General features: G+C 60.8%; 17 protein-coding genes. 8 read left to right on the top strand and 9 right to left on the bottom strand.

The features are described 5' to 3' along the window. The first annotated feature begins 41 nt into the window (after window positions 1-41). Window positions 42-1,232, top strand: a complete 1,191-nt coding sequence (locus AACG97_RS27800) for a multidrug effflux MFS transporter (RefSeq protein ID WP_197884914.1) — start codon at window positions 42-44, stop codon at window positions 1,230-1,232. Between the two features lie 176 nt (window positions 1,233-1,408). On the opposite strand, the gene lpdA is transcribed toward AACG97_RS27800, so the two are convergent. Next, window positions 1,409-2,809 carry a dihydrolipoyl dehydrogenase gene (lpdA, locus tag AACG97_RS27795; RefSeq protein ID WP_225786187.1) on the bottom strand — a complete coding sequence of 467 codons (1,401 nt, stop codon included), beginning with the start codon at window positions 2,807-2,809 and terminating at the stop codon, window positions 1,409-1,411. Between the two features lie 207 nt (window positions 2,810-3,016). On the opposite strand from lpdA, the gene cfaB reads away from it, so the two are divergent. Continuing rightward, window positions 3,017-4,201: a C17 cyclopropane fatty acid synthase CfaB gene (cfaB, locus tag AACG97_RS27790; RefSeq protein ID WP_115295163.1), complete on the top strand. Its 1,185-nt coding sequence runs from the start codon at window positions 3,017-3,019 to the stop codon at window positions 4,199-4,201. A gap of 26 nt (window positions 4,202-4,227) precedes the next feature. Here cfaB and cls read toward each other — a convergent pair whose 3' ends face one another. After that, window positions 4,228-5,667 (bottom strand): cardiolipin synthase, encoded by a 1,440-nt coding sequence (gene cls, locus AACG97_RS27785; protein WP_009683545.1) that lies wholly within the window; start codon window positions 5,665-5,667, stop codon window positions 4,228-4,230. Between the two features lie 131 nt (window positions 5,668-5,798). Between cls and AACG97_RS27780 the strand changes: the two genes are divergently transcribed. Then, entirely contained in the window at window positions 5,799-6,326 is a 528-nt protein-coding gene (locus AACG97_RS27780; RefSeq protein ID WP_009683544.1) for a DUF3617 domain-containing protein, read from the top strand. Here the strand turns inward: AACG97_RS27780 and folE2 are convergent. Next, window positions 6,310-7,215 carry a GTP cyclohydrolase FolE2 gene (gene folE2, locus AACG97_RS27775; protein ID WP_144189554.1) on the bottom strand — a complete coding sequence of 302 codons (906 nt, stop codon included), beginning with the start codon at window positions 7,213-7,215 and terminating at the stop codon, window positions 6,310-6,312. The genes AACG97_RS27780 and folE2 overlap by 17 nt on opposite strands. A 23-nt stretch (window positions 7,216-7,238) precedes the next feature. After that, a complete protein-coding gene (locus AACG97_RS27770; RefSeq protein ID WP_197884912.1) occupies window positions 7,239-7,619 on the bottom strand; it encodes a glutamine synthetase in 381 nt (126 codons plus the stop codon). 115 nt (window positions 7,620-7,734) lie between these two features. On the opposite strand from AACG97_RS27770, the gene zigA reads away from it, so the two are divergent. The 3 genes from zigA to AACG97_RS27755 are packed head-to-tail and all read left to right on the top strand — an operon-like array spanning window position 7,735 to window position 10,577. Continuing rightward, on the top strand, window positions 7,735-8,943 hold the full coding sequence (zigA, locus tag AACG97_RS27765) for a zinc metallochaperone GTPase ZigA (RefSeq protein ID WP_197884911.1): 1,209 nt from the start codon (window positions 7,735-7,737) through the stop codon (window positions 8,941-8,943). Further along, window positions 8,940-9,566: a DUF1826 domain-containing protein gene (locus AACG97_RS27760; RefSeq protein ID WP_197884910.1), complete on the top strand. Its 627-nt coding sequence runs from the start codon at window positions 8,940-8,942 to the stop codon at window positions 9,564-9,566. Before zigA ends, AACG97_RS27760 begins: the two co-directional genes overlap by 4 nt. A gap of 39 nt (window positions 9,567-9,605) precedes the next feature. Beyond that, window positions 9,606-10,577: a CobW family GTP-binding protein gene (locus AACG97_RS27755; RefSeq protein WP_197884909.1), complete on the top strand. Its 972-nt coding sequence runs from the start codon at window positions 9,606-9,608 to the stop codon at window positions 10,575-10,577. Here the strand turns inward: AACG97_RS27755 and AACG97_RS27750 are convergent, their stop codons facing one another. After that, window positions 10,578-10,970: a DUF3301 domain-containing protein gene (locus AACG97_RS27750; RefSeq protein WP_009683538.1), complete on the bottom strand. Its 393-nt coding sequence runs from the start codon at window positions 10,968-10,970 to the stop codon at window positions 10,578-10,580. It lies immediately after the preceding gene. A 121-nt stretch (window positions 10,971-11,091) separates the two neighbouring features. Between AACG97_RS27750 and pdxY the strand changes: the two genes are divergently transcribed. Beyond that, window positions 11,092-11,964 (top strand): pyridoxal kinase PdxY, encoded by an 873-nt coding sequence (pdxY, locus tag AACG97_RS27745; RefSeq protein ID WP_009683537.1) that lies wholly within the window; start codon window positions 11,092-11,094, stop codon window positions 11,962-11,964. Here pdxY and AACG97_RS27740 read toward each other — a convergent pair. After that, the gene (locus AACG97_RS27740) at window positions 11,961-12,446 is read right to left on the bottom strand and encodes an acyl-CoA thioesterase (protein WP_232555022.1); all 486 of its coding nucleotides are present in this window, start codon (window positions 12,444-12,446) and stop codon (window positions 11,961-11,963) included. The genes pdxY and AACG97_RS27740 overlap by 4 nt on opposite strands. 136 nt (window positions 12,447-12,582) lie before the next feature. Further along, window positions 12,583-12,792 (bottom strand): hypothetical protein, encoded by a 210-nt coding sequence (locus AACG97_RS27735; protein WP_125854445.1) that lies wholly within the window; start codon window positions 12,790-12,792, stop codon window positions 12,583-12,585. Between AACG97_RS27735 and AACG97_RS27730 the strand changes: the two genes are divergently transcribed. After that, complete coding sequence (locus tag AACG97_RS27730; protein WP_009683534.1) at window positions 12,787-14,547, top strand: cation:proton antiporter; 1,761 nt, start codon at window positions 12,787-12,789, stop codon at window positions 14,545-14,547. The genes AACG97_RS27735 and AACG97_RS27730 overlap by 6 nt on opposite strands. A gap of 101 nt (window positions 14,548-14,648) precedes the next feature. On the opposite strand, the gene AACG97_RS27725 is transcribed toward AACG97_RS27730, so the two are convergent. Together AACG97_RS27725 and AACG97_RS27720 are read right to left on the bottom strand one after the other, a co-directional pair. Beyond that, on the bottom strand, window positions 14,649-15,056 hold the full coding sequence (locus AACG97_RS27725; RefSeq protein ID WP_054913664.1) for an SMI1/KNR4 family protein: 408 nt from the start codon (window positions 15,054-15,056) through the stop codon (window positions 14,649-14,651). A gap of 114 nt (window positions 15,057-15,170) precedes the next feature. Next, window positions 15,171-16,019: a Tim44 domain-containing protein gene (locus AACG97_RS27720; protein ID WP_115295151.1), complete on the bottom strand. Its 849-nt coding sequence runs from the start codon at window positions 16,017-16,019 to the stop codon at window positions 15,171-15,173. Window positions 16,020-16,171: the final 152 nt, after the last annotated feature.

Raw genomic sequence — 16,171 nt, 5'->3', positions numbered from 1 at the left:
CGCGCGCCGGGCATCCGCTGCCCGGTGCGCCGGAGGTAAGCATGAACGCGACCAAGCGTTACGAGAATTTCATTGTCTTCCTGGCGCCGCTGATCAACAGCGTGGGCGGTATCGCCATCGACCTGTACGCGCCGAGTATCCCCTCCATTGGCCGTGAACTGTCAGCCAGCCCGGCGCTGATGCAGAACACCATCACCATCACCCTGCTGTTCTATGCACTGGGGCAGCTGTTCTTCGGCATCATGGCCGATGCCCGTGGGCGGCGGCCGGCGGTGCAATTGGGGCTATTGGTGTTCCTCGCGGGCAGCGTGTTGGCAACCGTGGCCAAGTCCATCGAGATGCTCCTGCTCGCCCGCGCCCTGCAAGGCTTCGCCATCGGCGCCTGTCAGGTAGTTGCCCGAGCGCTGCTGGTGGACATCGTCAAAGGGCCGCGTTTCTACGTAGCGATCATCTACCTGAGCCTGGCCTTCGGCCTGGGGCCGGTGATCGCGCCGTACATTGGCGGGGTGATCGAAGTGCACCTTGGCTGGCGCTACAACTTCGTCCTGTACGCGGTATACGCCGTGATCGTGTTGGCCTTCGTGCTGGCAGGGCTCAAGGAGTCGTTGCCCGCCATGAACAGACGCAGCGCTTTGCAAACCTGTGCCGGCTACCGCTCGATCCTGGCGGACAGCCGCTTTCGGGCCTCGGTGGTTGTGCTCGGCTCGAGCTTCTCGGCGTTTCTGCTATGGAACGTGTTCGGCCCACACATCGTCCAGGAACGCCTGGGGCACAGCGCGCAGTACTTTGGCACCACCGCGCTGGCTGTGGGTAGCTGCTACCTGGTGGGCACTCTGGTCAACCGTGCGCTTATCCGGCAGGTCAAGCCGCGGCTGCTGATGAGGGCAGGAATGGCGGTGTTTCTGCTCGGCGTGGTGACCATCGCCACGCAGGCAAAGGACCTTCACCTGGTCTTGATCCTGGGCGGCATCATGCTGGTCGCGTTCGGTCAGGGCTTCATCTTCTCCAACGCCATGGCCAACTCGATGTCGCTGTTCCCCGACCGCGCCGGTGTTGCCGCCAGCCTGCAAGGCTGCCTGATGCTGGTATTCGGGTCATTGGCCTCGGCGCTGGTCAGCGCTTTGCCGCTGACCTCGAACCTGGCAATTGCCTGCGTGTTTCTGGTGCTTTGGTTGATCTCGTTGTCGGGCATGCTGAGCGTGCGCGTGCCGCGTCAAGCCTCGGTGGCCTGAAGCCTGCCGACCCCGGCGGTGCAGCGTATCTGTTGCCGGGGTCTGCAAGGCAGCGCTGAGCAGTATTCATCAACCAGCAGGATCGAGTAACTGCAACGCACCAAACGCTTGCCTGCGCCGAAGGGGGAAGCAGCGGACGCAAGCTCCCGCTCGCTGTTACCCTCGGCGTAGTCGACTCAAACCTGCATGGCCATGCCATCCACATTCATCGCTGCCTGGCGCAACGCTTCGGAGCGGGTGGGGTGGGGGTGGCAGGTGAGGGCGATATCTTCGGCCGAGGCCGAGAACTCCATGGCCACGCAGAATTCACCGATCATTTCGCTGACGCTCGGGCCCACCAGGTGCACACCCAGCACTTCGTCGGTTTTGGCATCGGCAAGTACCTTGGCGAAGCCTTCGGTCTCGTGGTTGATCTTGGCGCGGCTGTTGGCCGTGAAGGGGAATTTGCCCACTTTGTATTCACGCCCTTCGGCCTGCAGCTGCTCTTCGGTCTTGCCCACGCTGGCCAGCTCCGGCCGGGTATAGATCACGCCAGGGATGAGGTTGTAGTTGACCTCATGCGGTTTGCCGGCGATGCGCTCAATGCAGGCCACTGCTTCGTCTTCGGCCTTGTGCGCCAGCATCGGCCCGGAAGTGACGTCGCCGATTACCCAGAGCCCGGGCACTGAAGTGCGGTGGTGTTCGTTGCCAAGCATGCCGCGCTTGTCGGTTTCCAGGCCTGCGCTTTCCAGGTTCAGGCCTTTGGTATAGGGGCGGCGACCGATCGCCACCAATACATAATCGGCTTGCAGTGTTTCTGCCGCGCCACCCGCTGCAGGCTCCAAGGTCAAGGCCACGCCGTCGGCGCTGGCGGTGGCCTGGGTCACTTTGCTGCCCAGCTTGAACACCATACCTTGCTTGGCCAATGCCTTCTGCAGGATCTTGGCGGTTTCGCTGTCGGTGCCAGGGCAGATGCGATCGACGTATTCGATGACCGTGACCTGGCTACCCAGCCGGCGCCACACCGACCCCAGCTCGAGGCCGATCACCCCGGCACCGATGACGACCAGGTGCTTGGGCACCTGCGGCAACGACAGCGCGCCGGTCGAGTCGATGATGCGCTGGTTGTCGATGGTCACGCCTGGCAGCGGCGTCGGCTCGGAACCGGTGGCGATGACGATGTCTTTGGCCTGCAGCGTGGTTTCGCTGCCGTCCTGCGCCTTCACGACCACTTTGCCGACGCCATCCAGGCGGCCCCAGCCCTTGACCCAGTCGACCTTGTTCTTGCGGAACAGGTACTCGATGCCTTTGGTCAGGCCGGCCACGCTCTCGTCCTTCTGCTTCATCATCTGGGCGAGATTCAGCGTAGGTTTGACTTCGATGCCGAGGTGGGCGAACGCCTCACCGCTGGCGGCTTCGTAGAGTTCGGAAGCATGCAGCAGTGCCTTGGACGGCATGCAGCCGACGTTCAGGCAAGTGCCGCCCAAGGTCGAGCGGCCCTCCACGCAGGCGACACTTAGCCCAAGTTGGCCAGCGCGAATGGCTGCGTTGTAGCCGCCAGGGCCGCCGCCGATGATCACCACGTCATAGGTCTTCATGGTTCAACTCCAGGGATGTAGAAACGCGACAGGGGCATTAGGTTAGGCTGAGCCCGTGGAATTGTATACAATTCGCTGCGCATACCAGCGCGGCAGGGTCTAGACCATGGTCTGATCGGGAGGAAACATCCCATGGATGAACTACTCTGATTCGACGACGTTCGAAATTTCGGGCGTCGTGGCCAATTACGGATAGGAGGGTCGTTCATGCTTGCGCAACTTCCACCGGCACTGCAGAGCTTGCATCTACCGCTGCGGCTGAAACTCTGGGACGGCAACCACTTCGATCTCGGGCCCAGCCCGCAGGTCACCATACTGGTCAGGGAACCCCAGTTGATCAGCCAGCTGACCCACCCGAGCATGGACCAGTTGGGCACGGCATTCGTCGAAGGCAAGTTGGAACTGGAAGGCGATATCGGTGAGGCCATACGCGTTTGCGATGAGCTGAGTGAGGCACTGCTTACCGACGAAGACGACACGCCGCCCCAGCGCCTGGCGCATGACAAGACCACCGACGCCCAGGCCATTTCCTATCACTACGACGTTTCCAATGAGTTCTACCAGCTGTGGCTGGACCAGGACATGGTGTACTCGTGCGCTTATTTTCGCGAGCCGGACAATACCCTCGATCAGGCGCAGCAAGATAAGTTCGAGCACCTGTGCCGCAAGCTGCGGCTCGATGCGTGCGACTATCTGCTCGATGTGGGCTGTGGCTGGGGAGGGCTGGCGCGTTTCGCTGCCCGTGAGTATGGCGCCAAGGTATTCGGCATCACCCTCAGCAAAGAACAGTTGAAGCTCGGCCGCCAGCGGGTCAAGGCAGAGGGTCTGAGCGACAAGGTCGATTTACAGATACTCGATTACCGCGACCTGCCGCAAGACGGCCGCTTCGACAAGGTTGTCAGCGTGGGCATGTTCGAGCATGTCGGCCATGCCAACCTGGCGTTGTATTGCCAGAAGCTGTTCGGTGCGGTGAGGGAAGGGGGGCTGGTGATGAACCACGGCATCACCGCCAAGCATGTGGATGGTCGGCCGGTGGGGCGAGGTGCAGGCGAGTTCATCGATCGCTACGTGTTCCCACATGGTGAGCTGCCCCACCTGTCGATGATCAGTGCCAGCATCTGCGAAGCAGGGCTGGAGGTGGTGGACGTGGAGAGCTTGCGCCTGCACTACGCCAAGACCCTGCACCACTGGAGCGAGAATCTGGAGAACCAGCTGCACAAGGCGGCGGCACTTGTCCCCGAGAAAACCCTGCGCATCTGGCGTTTGTACCTGGCCGGGTGTGCCTATGCGTTTCAGAAGGGCTGGATCAACCTGCACCAGATTCTGGCAGTGAAGCCCTATGCCGACGGGCATCACGACCTGCCCTGGACACGCGAGGATCTGTACCGCTGACACCTACCTCTGGCCGGCGGCACCGGTTACAGGATTGGGGATATCAAGCGTGCAATGCGCATCCCCAATTGCTGTAGCCGGTGGGTGTCGCGGCTGTCCTCAACGGTTATCTCGCGCGCCTGCTCGAAGTCTTCATTCAACATACGTTCCACTTGGTCGGCAAAGCCACGGTCGACCGTCAGCAGGGTGATCTCGAAGTTCAGGCGGAATGAACGGTTGTCCAGGTTGGCACTGCCGATTGCGCTCACCTCGTCATCTACCAGTACCACCTTCTGGTGCAGGAAACCCGGCTGGTAGCGGAACATGCGTACGCCTGCGCGTACCGCTTCGAAGGCAAACAGGCTGGAGGCGGCATAGACAACCCGGTGGTCGGGGCGTGCCGGGATCAATACGCGCACATCCACCCCTCGCAGTGCTGCCAGGCGCAATGCCGCGAACACCGCTTCGTCAGGGATGAAGTAGGGGGTGGTTATCCACACCCTGCGCGTGGCGGAGTGAATGGCTTCAAGGAAGAACAGTGCGCAGGTTTCCTGTGGGTCCGCCGGCCCACTGGCCAAGGCCTGGCAGAGCACGCCGTCGTCCGGGTAGGCATCTGGCAGAATCAGCGGCGGCAGCTGGCGCGAGGCCCAGTACCAGTCTTCGGCGAACGACTCTTGCAGGCAGGCCAGCACTGGCCCGCCGATCTGCACATGAGTATCGCGCCATGGTGAAAGCTGCGGGTCTTCACCCAGGTACTCGTCACCTACGTTATGCCCGCCGATGAAACCGACCAAGCCATCCACCACCACGATCTTGCGATGGTTGCGGAAGTTGACCTGAAAGCGGTTGAACCAACCACGCCGGGTGGCGAAAGCGTGAACCTGTACGCCGCCATCACGCAGCGCCTGGCTATAGCTGGCTGGCAAGGCATGGCTACCGACACGGTCGTACAGCACAAACACCTGAACCCCTTCAGCCGCCTTGCGCAGCAGCAGGTGCTGTAATGCCTTGCCGAGTTTGTCGTCATGGATGATGAAGAACTGCACCAGCACCACATCGCGGGCTTTTTCGATGGCCGCGAAAATGGCATCGAAGGTGGCCTTGCCATTGATCAGCAGCTTCACCTGGTTGTTCGCCAGGCAAGGCATGCGCCCCAGTTTGGGCATGGCGCGTAGCGCGGCGTAGCTTTCCGACTCGCGGGCGGTCAGGGCTTCTTCAACCCATGGTCGCCAGTTGAGGTTGGCCATTGCAACGTGCATTTCCTGGTTGGCTTGGCGCCGCGCCTTGATATACGCATTGAACGAACGGGCGCCGAACACCAAGTACGGTATAAGGGTGAAATAAGGAATGAAGAACAACGGCATCGCCCAGGCAATTGCGCCTTGGGCCGTGCGCACCGTGAACAACGCGTGCAGTGCGGCTACGATACCCAGTAGATGAATCAGGCCAATTACATAACCAAAGAAATAGGGGCTGTGGTAATCCATATGCATCCTGCTCACCGAGTACTGTTGGCTAACAGAACACGTTCCCGGTGCACCTTGCAACCTGCGGATGGTTTTGGCGTCTAAGGCTCAGCCCGGCCCGCTTGGCCGGCTTTTTTCAGGAGTGTTCACCCATGAAGATTCGTCTGCCACTGTTGGCCCTGGTCCTCGGTATGAGCAGCCCGCTGGTGCATGCCCAGATGCTGCAACCCGGTTTGTGGGAGCTGACCACCAGCAACATGCAGGTCGATGGCAAGCCGTTACCTGACATGGGGTTCATGCTGGGCCAGCTCAAGAACCTGCCGCCGGAGCAGCGCGCGATGATGGAAGGCGTGCTGGCCAAACAAGGGGTGACGGTGGCTGGTAATGGCGTGCGTTCCTGCCTGACCGCCGAACAGGTGGCGACCAACGACATCCCGCTGCAGGATCCCAAATCCGGTTGCACGCAGAAAATCACAGACCGTACCGGCAACGTGTGGAAGTTCGAGTTCAGTTGCCCGAAGGCACAGGGCAGTGGCCAGGCGACGTTCCTCAGTGATCGGGAATTCACCACCCAGGTCAGTGGCACCTTCAACGCGTCGGGTGTTCAGCAGCAAGGCAGCATGAACACCCGTGCGGTGTGGCTGGGCAGTGATTGCGGTACGGTCAAACCGCGCAGTTGAGGTCCCACTGCCACTGGCTGGTGGCAACAGCGTCGTGGGCATGCAGGCTTTCTGCATGTTCCACCCGCAGCCTGAAAGCAGCACTCCACTCCAATTGTCGCAGCGCCTGGTGCAGGCGCCGGGCAGCATCTTCACAGAACATCAGGTTTTGCCCGTTGGCTAAAGCGAAGGCCTGTTCGTCTGCACGCTTGACCGCAGTCTGTACCGCTGTGCCCAAGCTCATTTCGATGCAATCAATCAGCTCGGTAATCGGCAGATCACGCTGGCTGCTGCGCAGCCGTACCTGAATTTTCGCGCTACTGCGTTGGCTATGTGGGGTAGCGACGATGCCTTCGGCAGTGCCCAGCCAGTTCATTACCGCCGCGGTGTCGACCTGCGACCCGGGGAATTGCTGTTGGAACTGCTGTTGTATCAGTTGCCTGGCAAGCGCCGCCGAACATGGACAGGTGGACGAATAGGGCACGCTAACGGATAGTTCCACGTGGAACATTTCATTCTCGATGCGTGCATCGATGGTCACGGGATAGCTCTTCCAGCCTGCCAATGGGCTGATCAAGGCTGGTCTTTTAAGCAGGTGATCAAAGCCCAGGCGCAGATAAGCAGCGGAAGACAGCCCTTCGTGGCTGGTCAAAAAATCCGCCAAAAGCTGCCGAATTGCCAGCGGCGTAAGGGGCTGGTTTTCCAGGGCCTCCAATGCAAGGTAGAGCCGCGACATGTGGATGCCACGTGAATGGCCGTCTATCAGACTGACGCCTGCGTCGACGGTGGCAGCAGCGGGGCGCCCTTCGAACTGCACGGGCAAGGCTATGCCACACATGCCCACCCAGTTCAGTGGCAAGGCGAACGCATGAGTCTGTGAGGCGATATCGGGGAGCGTGTGCTGGTTCATTGGGGTTTCCACAGAAAAAGGTGTCAGCGGCAGCCGCCGATCATGCTGCAATGCAAATTGAAACGTTGCCCGCTGGAACTGGACACCCGGTTCAACGTGGTCCAGCCTACGCGGCGGCTGTAACCCACCCAGGCTTCGCCATCACTGGCCAGGCCGGTGAAGAAGGTCAACGAACCGTAACGGCTGTTGGTTTGAGCCCATAGCCGCCGCGTGACCGAGTCGAAACCGCGCAGGAAAAGTTCATTGCCGTGCGTGCGTACGCTGTAGTAACTCCCTTTGCCGTCCTGGCAGGAGAGCAGCGTGGCGCTGCGGGTACACAACGCCAGTGCAGTGCTCTGCGGCATGGCAACCAGTGAGGTGGGCATGGCGAACAACACCAATGCCATGGCGCGTGACAGTTTCATGTTTTGTCCCTGGTGAGCATTCGTCCGTCGAGAACGACTTGGCGAAATTGTATTGTTACTTTATAACATTGTGCAATGCATCGTTTCGAATGCGCTCGCCTGAAGGGGTTTCGCCATGTCCAATCGTCTTCCCGTTACTGTGCTGTCCGGCTTTCTGGGTGCCGGCAAAAGCACGTTGCTCAACCATGTATTGCGTAACCGTGACAACCTGCGGGTTGCCGTCATCGTCAACGACATGAGCGAAATCAACATCGATGCCAGCGAGGTGCAGCGCAACGTCAGCCTCAACCGCGCTGAAGAAAAGCTCGTCGAGATGAGCAACGGCTGCATCTGCTGCACCCTGCGTGAGGACCTGCTAGAAGAGGTAGCGCGGTTAGCCGCAGAAGGGCGCTTTGACTATCTGCTGATCGAGTCCACGGGCATTTCAGAGCCACTGCCGGTAGCAGAGACTTTCACCTTCCGCGACGAACAAGGCCGCAGCTTGTCCGACATGGCCCGGCTGGACACCATGGTCACGGTGGTCGATGGCCTGAACTTCCTGCGCGATTACCAGGCTGCAGACAGCCTGGCCAGCCGTGGCGAAACATTGGGCGAGGACGATGAGCGCTCGATCAGTGACCTGCTGATCGAACAGGTGGAATTTGCCGATGTACTGCTGCTGAGCAAGATCGACCTGATCAGCCAGCATGAGCGCGAAGAGCTCGTGGCCATTTTGCGCAGCCTCAATGCGCGGGCAGAGATCGTGCCGATGGTCATGGGCCAGGTGCCACTGGAGCGCATTCTCGATACGGGCCTGTTCGACTTCGACCAGGCGGCCCAGGCGCCAGGCTGGTTGCAGGAGCTACGCGGCGAGCACGTACCGGAAACCGAAGAGTACGGGATTGCAGCCATGACCTGGCAAGCGCGGCGCCCGCTGCATCCACAACGGTTCTACGATTTTATCCACACGCACTGGACCAACGGCCGCTTGCTCCGTTCCAAAGGCTTTTTCTGGTTGGCCAGCAAGTACCAGGAAGCCGGTAGCTGGTCGCAAGCGGGCGGGATGATGCGCCATGGGCTGGCGGGGCGCTGGTGGCGCTTCGTACCGCGCGACCAGTGGCCTGAGGATGTGGATAACACCAGTGCAATCCTTAAACACTGGACCGCTGAAACCGGCGATTGCCGCCAGGAATTGGTGTTCATTGGGCAGAACATCGACTTTGCCAAGTTATCCACAGCCCTTGACGCGTGCTTGTTGACCGACGAGGAAATGCAGCTTGGGCATATGGGCTGGTTGCGGCTGCCCGATCCGTTCGGACCGTGGCATGCGGAGTCCGCAGCATGAGCCTGGCATTCAGGCCTGTGGATATCTTTCAGGTGTTTGGCGAAACGCCGCAAATATTGGCTGAGGTCCTGCAGGATGGTGTCAACCTGGCCGTGTGGCGGCGGCGGCTGCCGGCGCAGTTGCAGGACTTTGCTGAACTGGTACTCAGCCTTGGCCAGCCTTTGACCGACCAACGGGTAATCGAGGTGGACGAGCAGCACGCGCCGGTCCTGCCGGACCTGCTGCGCGAAGCCGCTGACCTGCATGGCTATGAGTCATTTGTAGCCGATGTGACCTGGCTGGTCGCGGCCTACACCTGCCTGGTGGGTGCGCGCCGTGTGGGTTTACGCCTGCGCGTGCTGGATGGCCCCATGTGTCCGCGCTTCCATGTGGATAACGTACCATTGCGCTTGCTCACAACCTACGTGGGGCCGGGCAGTGAATGGTTGCCTGAGGCGATCAGCCACCGGCGGGAGTTACACACAGCACAGCCCCCTGTGGATAAAATTCAAACCCTGCAAGCCGGTGATGTCGCGCTGCTCAAGGGCGAGAACTGGCAAGGCAACGAAGGCGCAGGTCTGGTTCACCGCTCGCCTTCGGGCCAGCAGGGGCGTCTGCTGCTGAGCCTTGACTGGTTGGCCTGACGGCGCATAGTTAGGCTTTGCCACTGTTTGAACCAGGCCATGCTGCAGAACATACCTACCCACGTGATTGCCGGCCCGCTCGGCGCCGGCAAAACCACCCTGATCCGCCATTTGCTGGCGCAGCGGCCGCCCAATGAGCGCTGGGCGGTGCTGATCAATGAATTCGGCCTGGTTGGCCTGGATGCGGCGTTGCTCAGCCGGGATGAAGACGGTGTAGCCATTGGTGAAGTGGCCGGTGGTTGTCTGTGCTGCGTGAACGGTATGCCGTTTCAGGTCGGGCTAGGGCGTCTATTGCGCAAATCACGCCCTGACCGTTTGTTCATCGAGCCTTCAGGTTTGGGTCACCCGTTGCAATTGCAGGCACAGCTGCAGGCAGCGCCATGGGTTGGAGTGCTGACAATTCAGCCACTTGTCATGGTTTTGGATGCTCAGGCGGTGGTTCGCAACCAGCGGCTTTCCGATGCGCAACATCAGGCGTTGAACGCCTGCGAATGTGTGATTCTGAATAAGTCAGAGGCTGTGGATGAATCAACTAAGTTGTTGATAAGTAATAAATTTATCGACAGGAGAGTGCTGTGGGCGGTGCAGGGTGAAGTAGCGTTTCGTGGCCTACCCCAGGCACCTTCACAGATTGTTGACAGCCCGCTTTCCGCCGTCAGGATTGTCGACAATCTGGAAATAACCCCAGGTGCGGTCTGGGCCGACCCCACCCAGCCGGTCTGCCTGGCCCAGCATGGCGAGGGTGGTTGGAGTATTGGCTGGCGCTGGCACCCCAGCCAGCAGTTTTATCCACAGCGGTTAAGCACGTTCTTGCAAAATTTGCCCTGGCGACGCGCCAAGGGGGTTATCCACAGTCCGGAGGGGTGGCAGGCTTTCAACGGGCTGGATGGGGGCTTGCCCGCCTGGCAGCCCAGCGAGTGGCGCCGGGACAGCCGCATCGAGCTGATTTTCGATCAGGCGCAATCGCAAGCGGCGCTGCAGGCCGCTTTGCGTGAATGCTGCATCAGCTGATCAGTTACGCCAGCGGTTGTGTTCCTGGCGCCATTGCTGCATCTCGATAACGTTGTCGGTGCGCGGCGGGGTCTTGATCTCGAACGGGTAGGGTGCCAGTTCTATCTGCACGCTGTGCGCACCGAACTGTGTCACGCTACCGGGGTGGCGCTGCTCGCCAGTGACGGTGAACTCGAAGGCATAGATGCGGGCCAGGCGCTTGCGGCCATTGGCATCGCGCACAAAGCCGATGCGCTTGAGCGCCACGGCGTCGTCAAGCAACTCGAGGTCCAGTTTGGCGCAATGCTGTTTGACCCGTTCCAGGGCTTTCTCGCGCAACCCATGGTTGTGCCACAACCAGGCGCCTGCCGTGGCTACCAGCATCAGGACGAAGAGGTTCTCCAGGGTCAACATTTGCTTATGCTCCAAACAGGTAGATCCAGCTTAACTGCGTCCCTGGCCTGTCGTACAGGTAACAATCGAGTTCATACTGCGTCGCGCACCATTCTTTGAAACAGCTTTGGAAAACACCCGCATGAAACGTACTCCGCACCTGCTCGCCATCCAGTCCCATGTGGTGTTCGGCCACGCCGGCAACAGCGCCGCGGTGTTCCCCATGCAGCGGATCGGGGTCAACGTGTGGCCGCTCAATACCGTGCAGTTCTCCAACCACACACAGTATGGCCAGTGGGCGGGCGATGTGCTTGCTCCAGCGCAAATTCCTGCGTTGGTCGAAGGTATTTCCAACATCGGTGAACTGGGGCACTGCGATGCGGTGCTTTCCGGGTACCTGGGCAGTGCCGAACAAGGGCGGGCGATCCTGGCCGGGGTACAGCGGATCAAAGCGGTGAACCCCAAGGCGTTGTACCTCTGTGACCCGGTCATGGGGCACGCCGAGAAGGGTTGCATCGTACCGCCAGAGGTCAGCCAGTTCCTGCTCGACGAAGCGGTGGCCAAGGCCGACATCCTGTGCCCCAACCAGCTGGAGCTGGACAGCTTCTGTGGGCGCCGCGCGCAGTCACTGGAGGATTGCGTGCACATGGCGCGCAGCTTGCTGCAGCGCGGGCCGCAGGTGGTCGTGGTCAAGCACCTGGCCTACCCCGGGCGGTGCGAGGACCAGTTCGAAATGCTGCTGGTGACGGCCCAGCACTGCTGGCACCTGCGGCGCCCGCTGCTGGCGTTTCCGCGTCAGCCAGTGGGGGTCGGCGACCTGACTTCCGGGCTGTTCCTGGCCAGGGTATTGCTGGGCGACAGCTGGGTGCAGGCATTCGAGTTCACTGCCGCCGCGGTGCATGAAGTGCTGTTGGAAACCCAGGCCTGCGCCAGCTACGAGCTGCAGCTGGTACGGGCCCAGGATCGCATCGCCCACCCGCGTGTGCGCTTCGAAGCGCAGTTGCTGGCTTTTTAAATAGCGTCGGTTTTCAGGTCCTGGTAGCGCTTTTCCAGTTCCTGGCGGATCTGGCGGCGCTGCTGCCCCTGCAGGAAGCGGCGCTTTTCTTCGCTGCTTTGCGGCTGACGCGGCGGTACCGGCACAGGGCGGCGATTGTCGTCCACCGCTACCATGGTGAAGAAGCAGCTGTTGGAGTGGCGCACCGAGCGCTCGCGAATGTTCTCGGTCACCACTTTGATGCCCACTTCCATCGAGGTATTGCCGGTGTAGTTGACGGACGCCAGGGACGTCACCAGCTCGCCCACGTGTACTGGCTCGCGGAAGATCACCTGGTCCACCGACAATGTCACCACATAGCTGCCTGCATAACGGCTGGCGCATGCATAGGCCACTTCGTCGAGGTATTTGAGCAGGGTGCCGCCATGTACGTTGCCAGAAAAGTTGGCCATGTCCGGGGTCATCAGGACGGTCATGCTCAGCTGGGCGTTTCCAGGTTCCATAAGGTGCTCACGGTTAGGTTGCGCTGAATCGGGCGAATGGAGGGGGTGATCTGCTGACACGGTTTTTCCCTCTTGTGAATTTGCCTCGTTGCTACGGGACGTTGCCGGGGGCGTAGCGGTCACGCTGATCATGCCATCAGCGGCGCTTTTCCAGCCGATCTGTTTCTGCATATTGCGCCGGCTTTTTGCAGCCGATCGCGATGTTAACCTGAGTACGCCCATGCACCATGGGCGTTCCTGCATTCAATACAGTATGTACTTGCTGCTCGCTCAGGTTTGCCCCGGCAGAGGAGCGGTTTGCCCAGGCATTCATAAAAGACGAGAAAAGGAGTATCACGCCATGCATGCCATCAGCTTCATCCAGGACCTGGCAGTCATCATGCTGGTCGCTGGCGTGGTCACCATCCTGTTTCACCGCCTCAAACAGCCGGTCGTGCTTGGTTATATTGTCGCCGGCTTCATCATCGGCCCGCACACCCCGCCATTCGGCCTTATCCACGACGAAGACACCATCAAGACCCTCGCCGAGCTGGGGGTGATCTTCCTGATGTTCTGCCTGGGGCTCGAGTTCAGCCTGCGCAAGTTGTTCAAGGTGGGCGCCACGGCGTTCATCGCGGCGTTCCTCGAAATTGTGCTGATGATCTGGATCGGCTTCGAGATCGGCCGCTGGTTTGGCTGGAACACCATGGACTCGCTGTTCCTGGGTGCCATCCTGGCCATTTCCTCGACCACCATCATCGTCAAGGCGCTCAACGACCTGAAGATGAAGAACGAGCGCTTTGCCCAGCTGATCTTTGGCGTGCTCATCGTCGAGGACATTCTTGGCATTGGCATCATTGCCCTGCTCTCAGGTATCGCCGTCAGCGGCACGGTCAGCTCGGGGGAGGTATTCTCCACTGTCGGCAAGCTGTCGTTGTTCATGATCGTTGCCTTGGTCATCGGTATTCTGCTGGTGCCGCGCCTGCTGGCCTATGTGGCCCGGTTCGAGAGCAACGAGATGTTGCTGATTACCGTGCTGGGGCTGTGCTTCGGCTTCTGCCTGCTGGTCGTCAAGCTGGAATACAGCATGGTCCTGGGCGCCTTCCTGATTGGCGCGATCATGGCCGAGTCACGCCAGTTGCTGAAGATCGAGCGCCTGATCGAACCCGTACGCGACCTGTTCAGCGCCATTTTCTTCGTCGCCATCGGCTTGATGATCGACCCGCAGGTGCTGGTCGAATACGCTTGGCCGATTGTGGTCATTACCCTGGCGGTGGTATTGGGCAAGATGGTGTCCTGCGGCATGGGCGCGTTCATTGCCGGTAACGATGGGCGTACCTCGCTGCGCGTGGGCATGGGGCTTTCGCAGATTGGCGAATTCTCCTTCATCATTGCCGCGCTGGGCATGACCCTGCAGGTAACCAGCGACTTCCTGTACCCCGTGGCGGTCGCCGTATCGGCTATCACCACCCTGCTTACGCCCTACCTGATCCGCGCAGCCGACCCGCTTTCGCAAAAACTGGGCAATGTCGTGCCCGGGCGCCTGGCGCGGGTGCTGTCGTTGTATGGCGAGTGGTTGCGCAACATTCAACCGCAGGGCGAGGGTGCCATGCTCGCGGCAATGATCCGGCGCATCCTCCTGCAGGTTGGGGTGAACCTGGCGCTGGTGATCGCGATCTTCTTCAGCGGCGGCTATTTTGCCGGGCGCATCGGTAACTGGCTCAGCGAATGGGTCAGCGACATCAGCCAGCAGAAGGCGATGATCTGGGGCGCGGCGTTATTGCTGTCGCTGCCGTTCCTGATCGCGGCCTACCGCAAGCTCAAGGCGCTGTCGATGCTGCTGGCCGAGATGGGCGTGAAGCCGGAAATGGCCGGGCGGCATACCCAGCGGGTGCGGCGGGTGATTGCCGAAGTGATTCCGCTGTTGTCGTTACTGGTGATTTTCCTGCTGTTGTCGGCATTGTCAGCGAGCATCTTGCCGACCAACGAATTGCTGTTGGTGATTGCCGTGGTCGCTGCGGTGGTGGTGGCCTTGCTGTGGCGCTGGCTCATTCGCGTGCACACGCGCATGCAGATCGCCTTGCTGGAAACGCTGGAGAACAGCCGCGAGAACTCGCACTGAGTGCCACCCGGCCGCAGCGACAGCGGCGCCTACCGGTTCACCACACGCTTGGCCGTTGTGGGTACCTGTAGGCGCCGCTGCACCGGAATTGGTGGGGAAGATCAGCTTTCCAGCCACACATCCCGTGCCCAGTGCCATACCGATTCCCAGCTGTCCTCACCGACCAGCTCTTCCTCGGCATCCCACAACACCACGGTGCCATCTTCCTCGACGCAGTAGTAGTTGTCGCCGTCCTGGCACAACGGGATCAGCTCACGCGGTACGCCGGCATCCCAGGCGTTGGCCGCCACATCGGGCAGGTAGGTGTGCGACTGTGGATCGGTGCAAGTTACCGGCTCCAGTGAGCCGTACACCACATCGCTCACAGTCAGCAAAAACTCTTTGAACACGTATGGAATGTTGATGAACAGCTGCTCTTCGATCTCCACCAGCTGGTCCTCATCGGGAAGCTCCAAAGGTACCGGTACCGGCTCGTTGGCTTCACGGAGTTGTTCGATCACTTCTTCCACGGTTCACTTCCTCTGACCTAGATGACAACTTTGCGCGTTATACCCTAGTAGGCCACTCTGACAAAAGCAAAAACCCCGGGGCAGGCCCGGGGTTCTTGGTACGGCGCGCAGCGGTTAGCTGTTTTGACGGATACCGGCTACCAGCCAAGGCTGGTTCTCACCTGGGGCACGCACCATGTGCCAGCTTTCGCTGAACACTTCGCCCTGGTCGAAGCGCGAGTTTTTCGACACGCCGCGGAAGGTCAGGGTGGCGTCGGTGCGGTCCGGGCGGTCATCGACGCCGTCCAGTTGCACTTCGAGGTTGTCGATGTAGGTGGACTGGAAGCCATCACCCAACTCGGCGCGCTCACGCTTGAGGAACTCAAGCATCTGCGGCGTGACGAACTCGGCGATCTTGTCCATCTCGTTGGCATCCCAGTGCTGCTGCAGCGACTGGAAGTGGTTGCGAGCGGCAGCCAGGAAGCTCTGTTCGTTGAACCAGGCAGGTGCGTTGATCACCGGGGCGGCGGCAGGCGCGGCCGAACCACCGAACACCGACGGCTGTGCAGGCTGGCCGTGGGCTTCACGCTGCATCGGCGCGTGGCCTGGCATTGCCATTTGCGGTTGCTGCTGGCGACGACGCGCGGCAATGAAGCGGAACACCAGGAAGGCGATGAGCGCCACGATCAGGAAGTCCATGATCTGGAAGCCCTCGAAACCGTCGCCCATGAACATGGACGCCAGCAGGCCGCCGGCGGCCAGGCCAGCGAGTGGGCCCAACCAGCGCGAAGCACCGCTGGCGGCCGGGGCGGCACGACCAGGTGCGGTCGGCGCGGCGGCTGGCGCGGTTGGTGTGGCCTGGCGGGTCTGGTGAATAGGCGCGGAGCCCGAGCTCTTGCCGCCGCCGAAACGCTTGGCGTTGGCGTCCAGGCTCAGCGTCAGGCCGACGCAAAGCGCCAGTGCGATGCTAAGAAAACGTTGCATAATTGGGATATCCCCTGTTGTGGATTGCACGCGCGTCATGGTGCACAGGTTCCCGGGCACATGACCAGCGACATAATGTTTCCAGCTTTTGCCTGAATGTTACAACGCCGGCACCACCGCCCTTGAGCGCGCCCCCAAAAAGGCAGCCGCTG

Source organism: Pseudomonas sp. Nvir (assembly GCF_963778085.1).
Classification (GTDB): Bacteria; Pseudomonadota; Gammaproteobacteria; order Pseudomonadales; family Pseudomonadaceae; genus Aquipseudomonas; species Aquipseudomonas juntendi.
The sequence above is the reverse complement of the archived record's forward strand: the minus strand, read 5'-3'. Positions and strand labels throughout refer to the sequence as shown.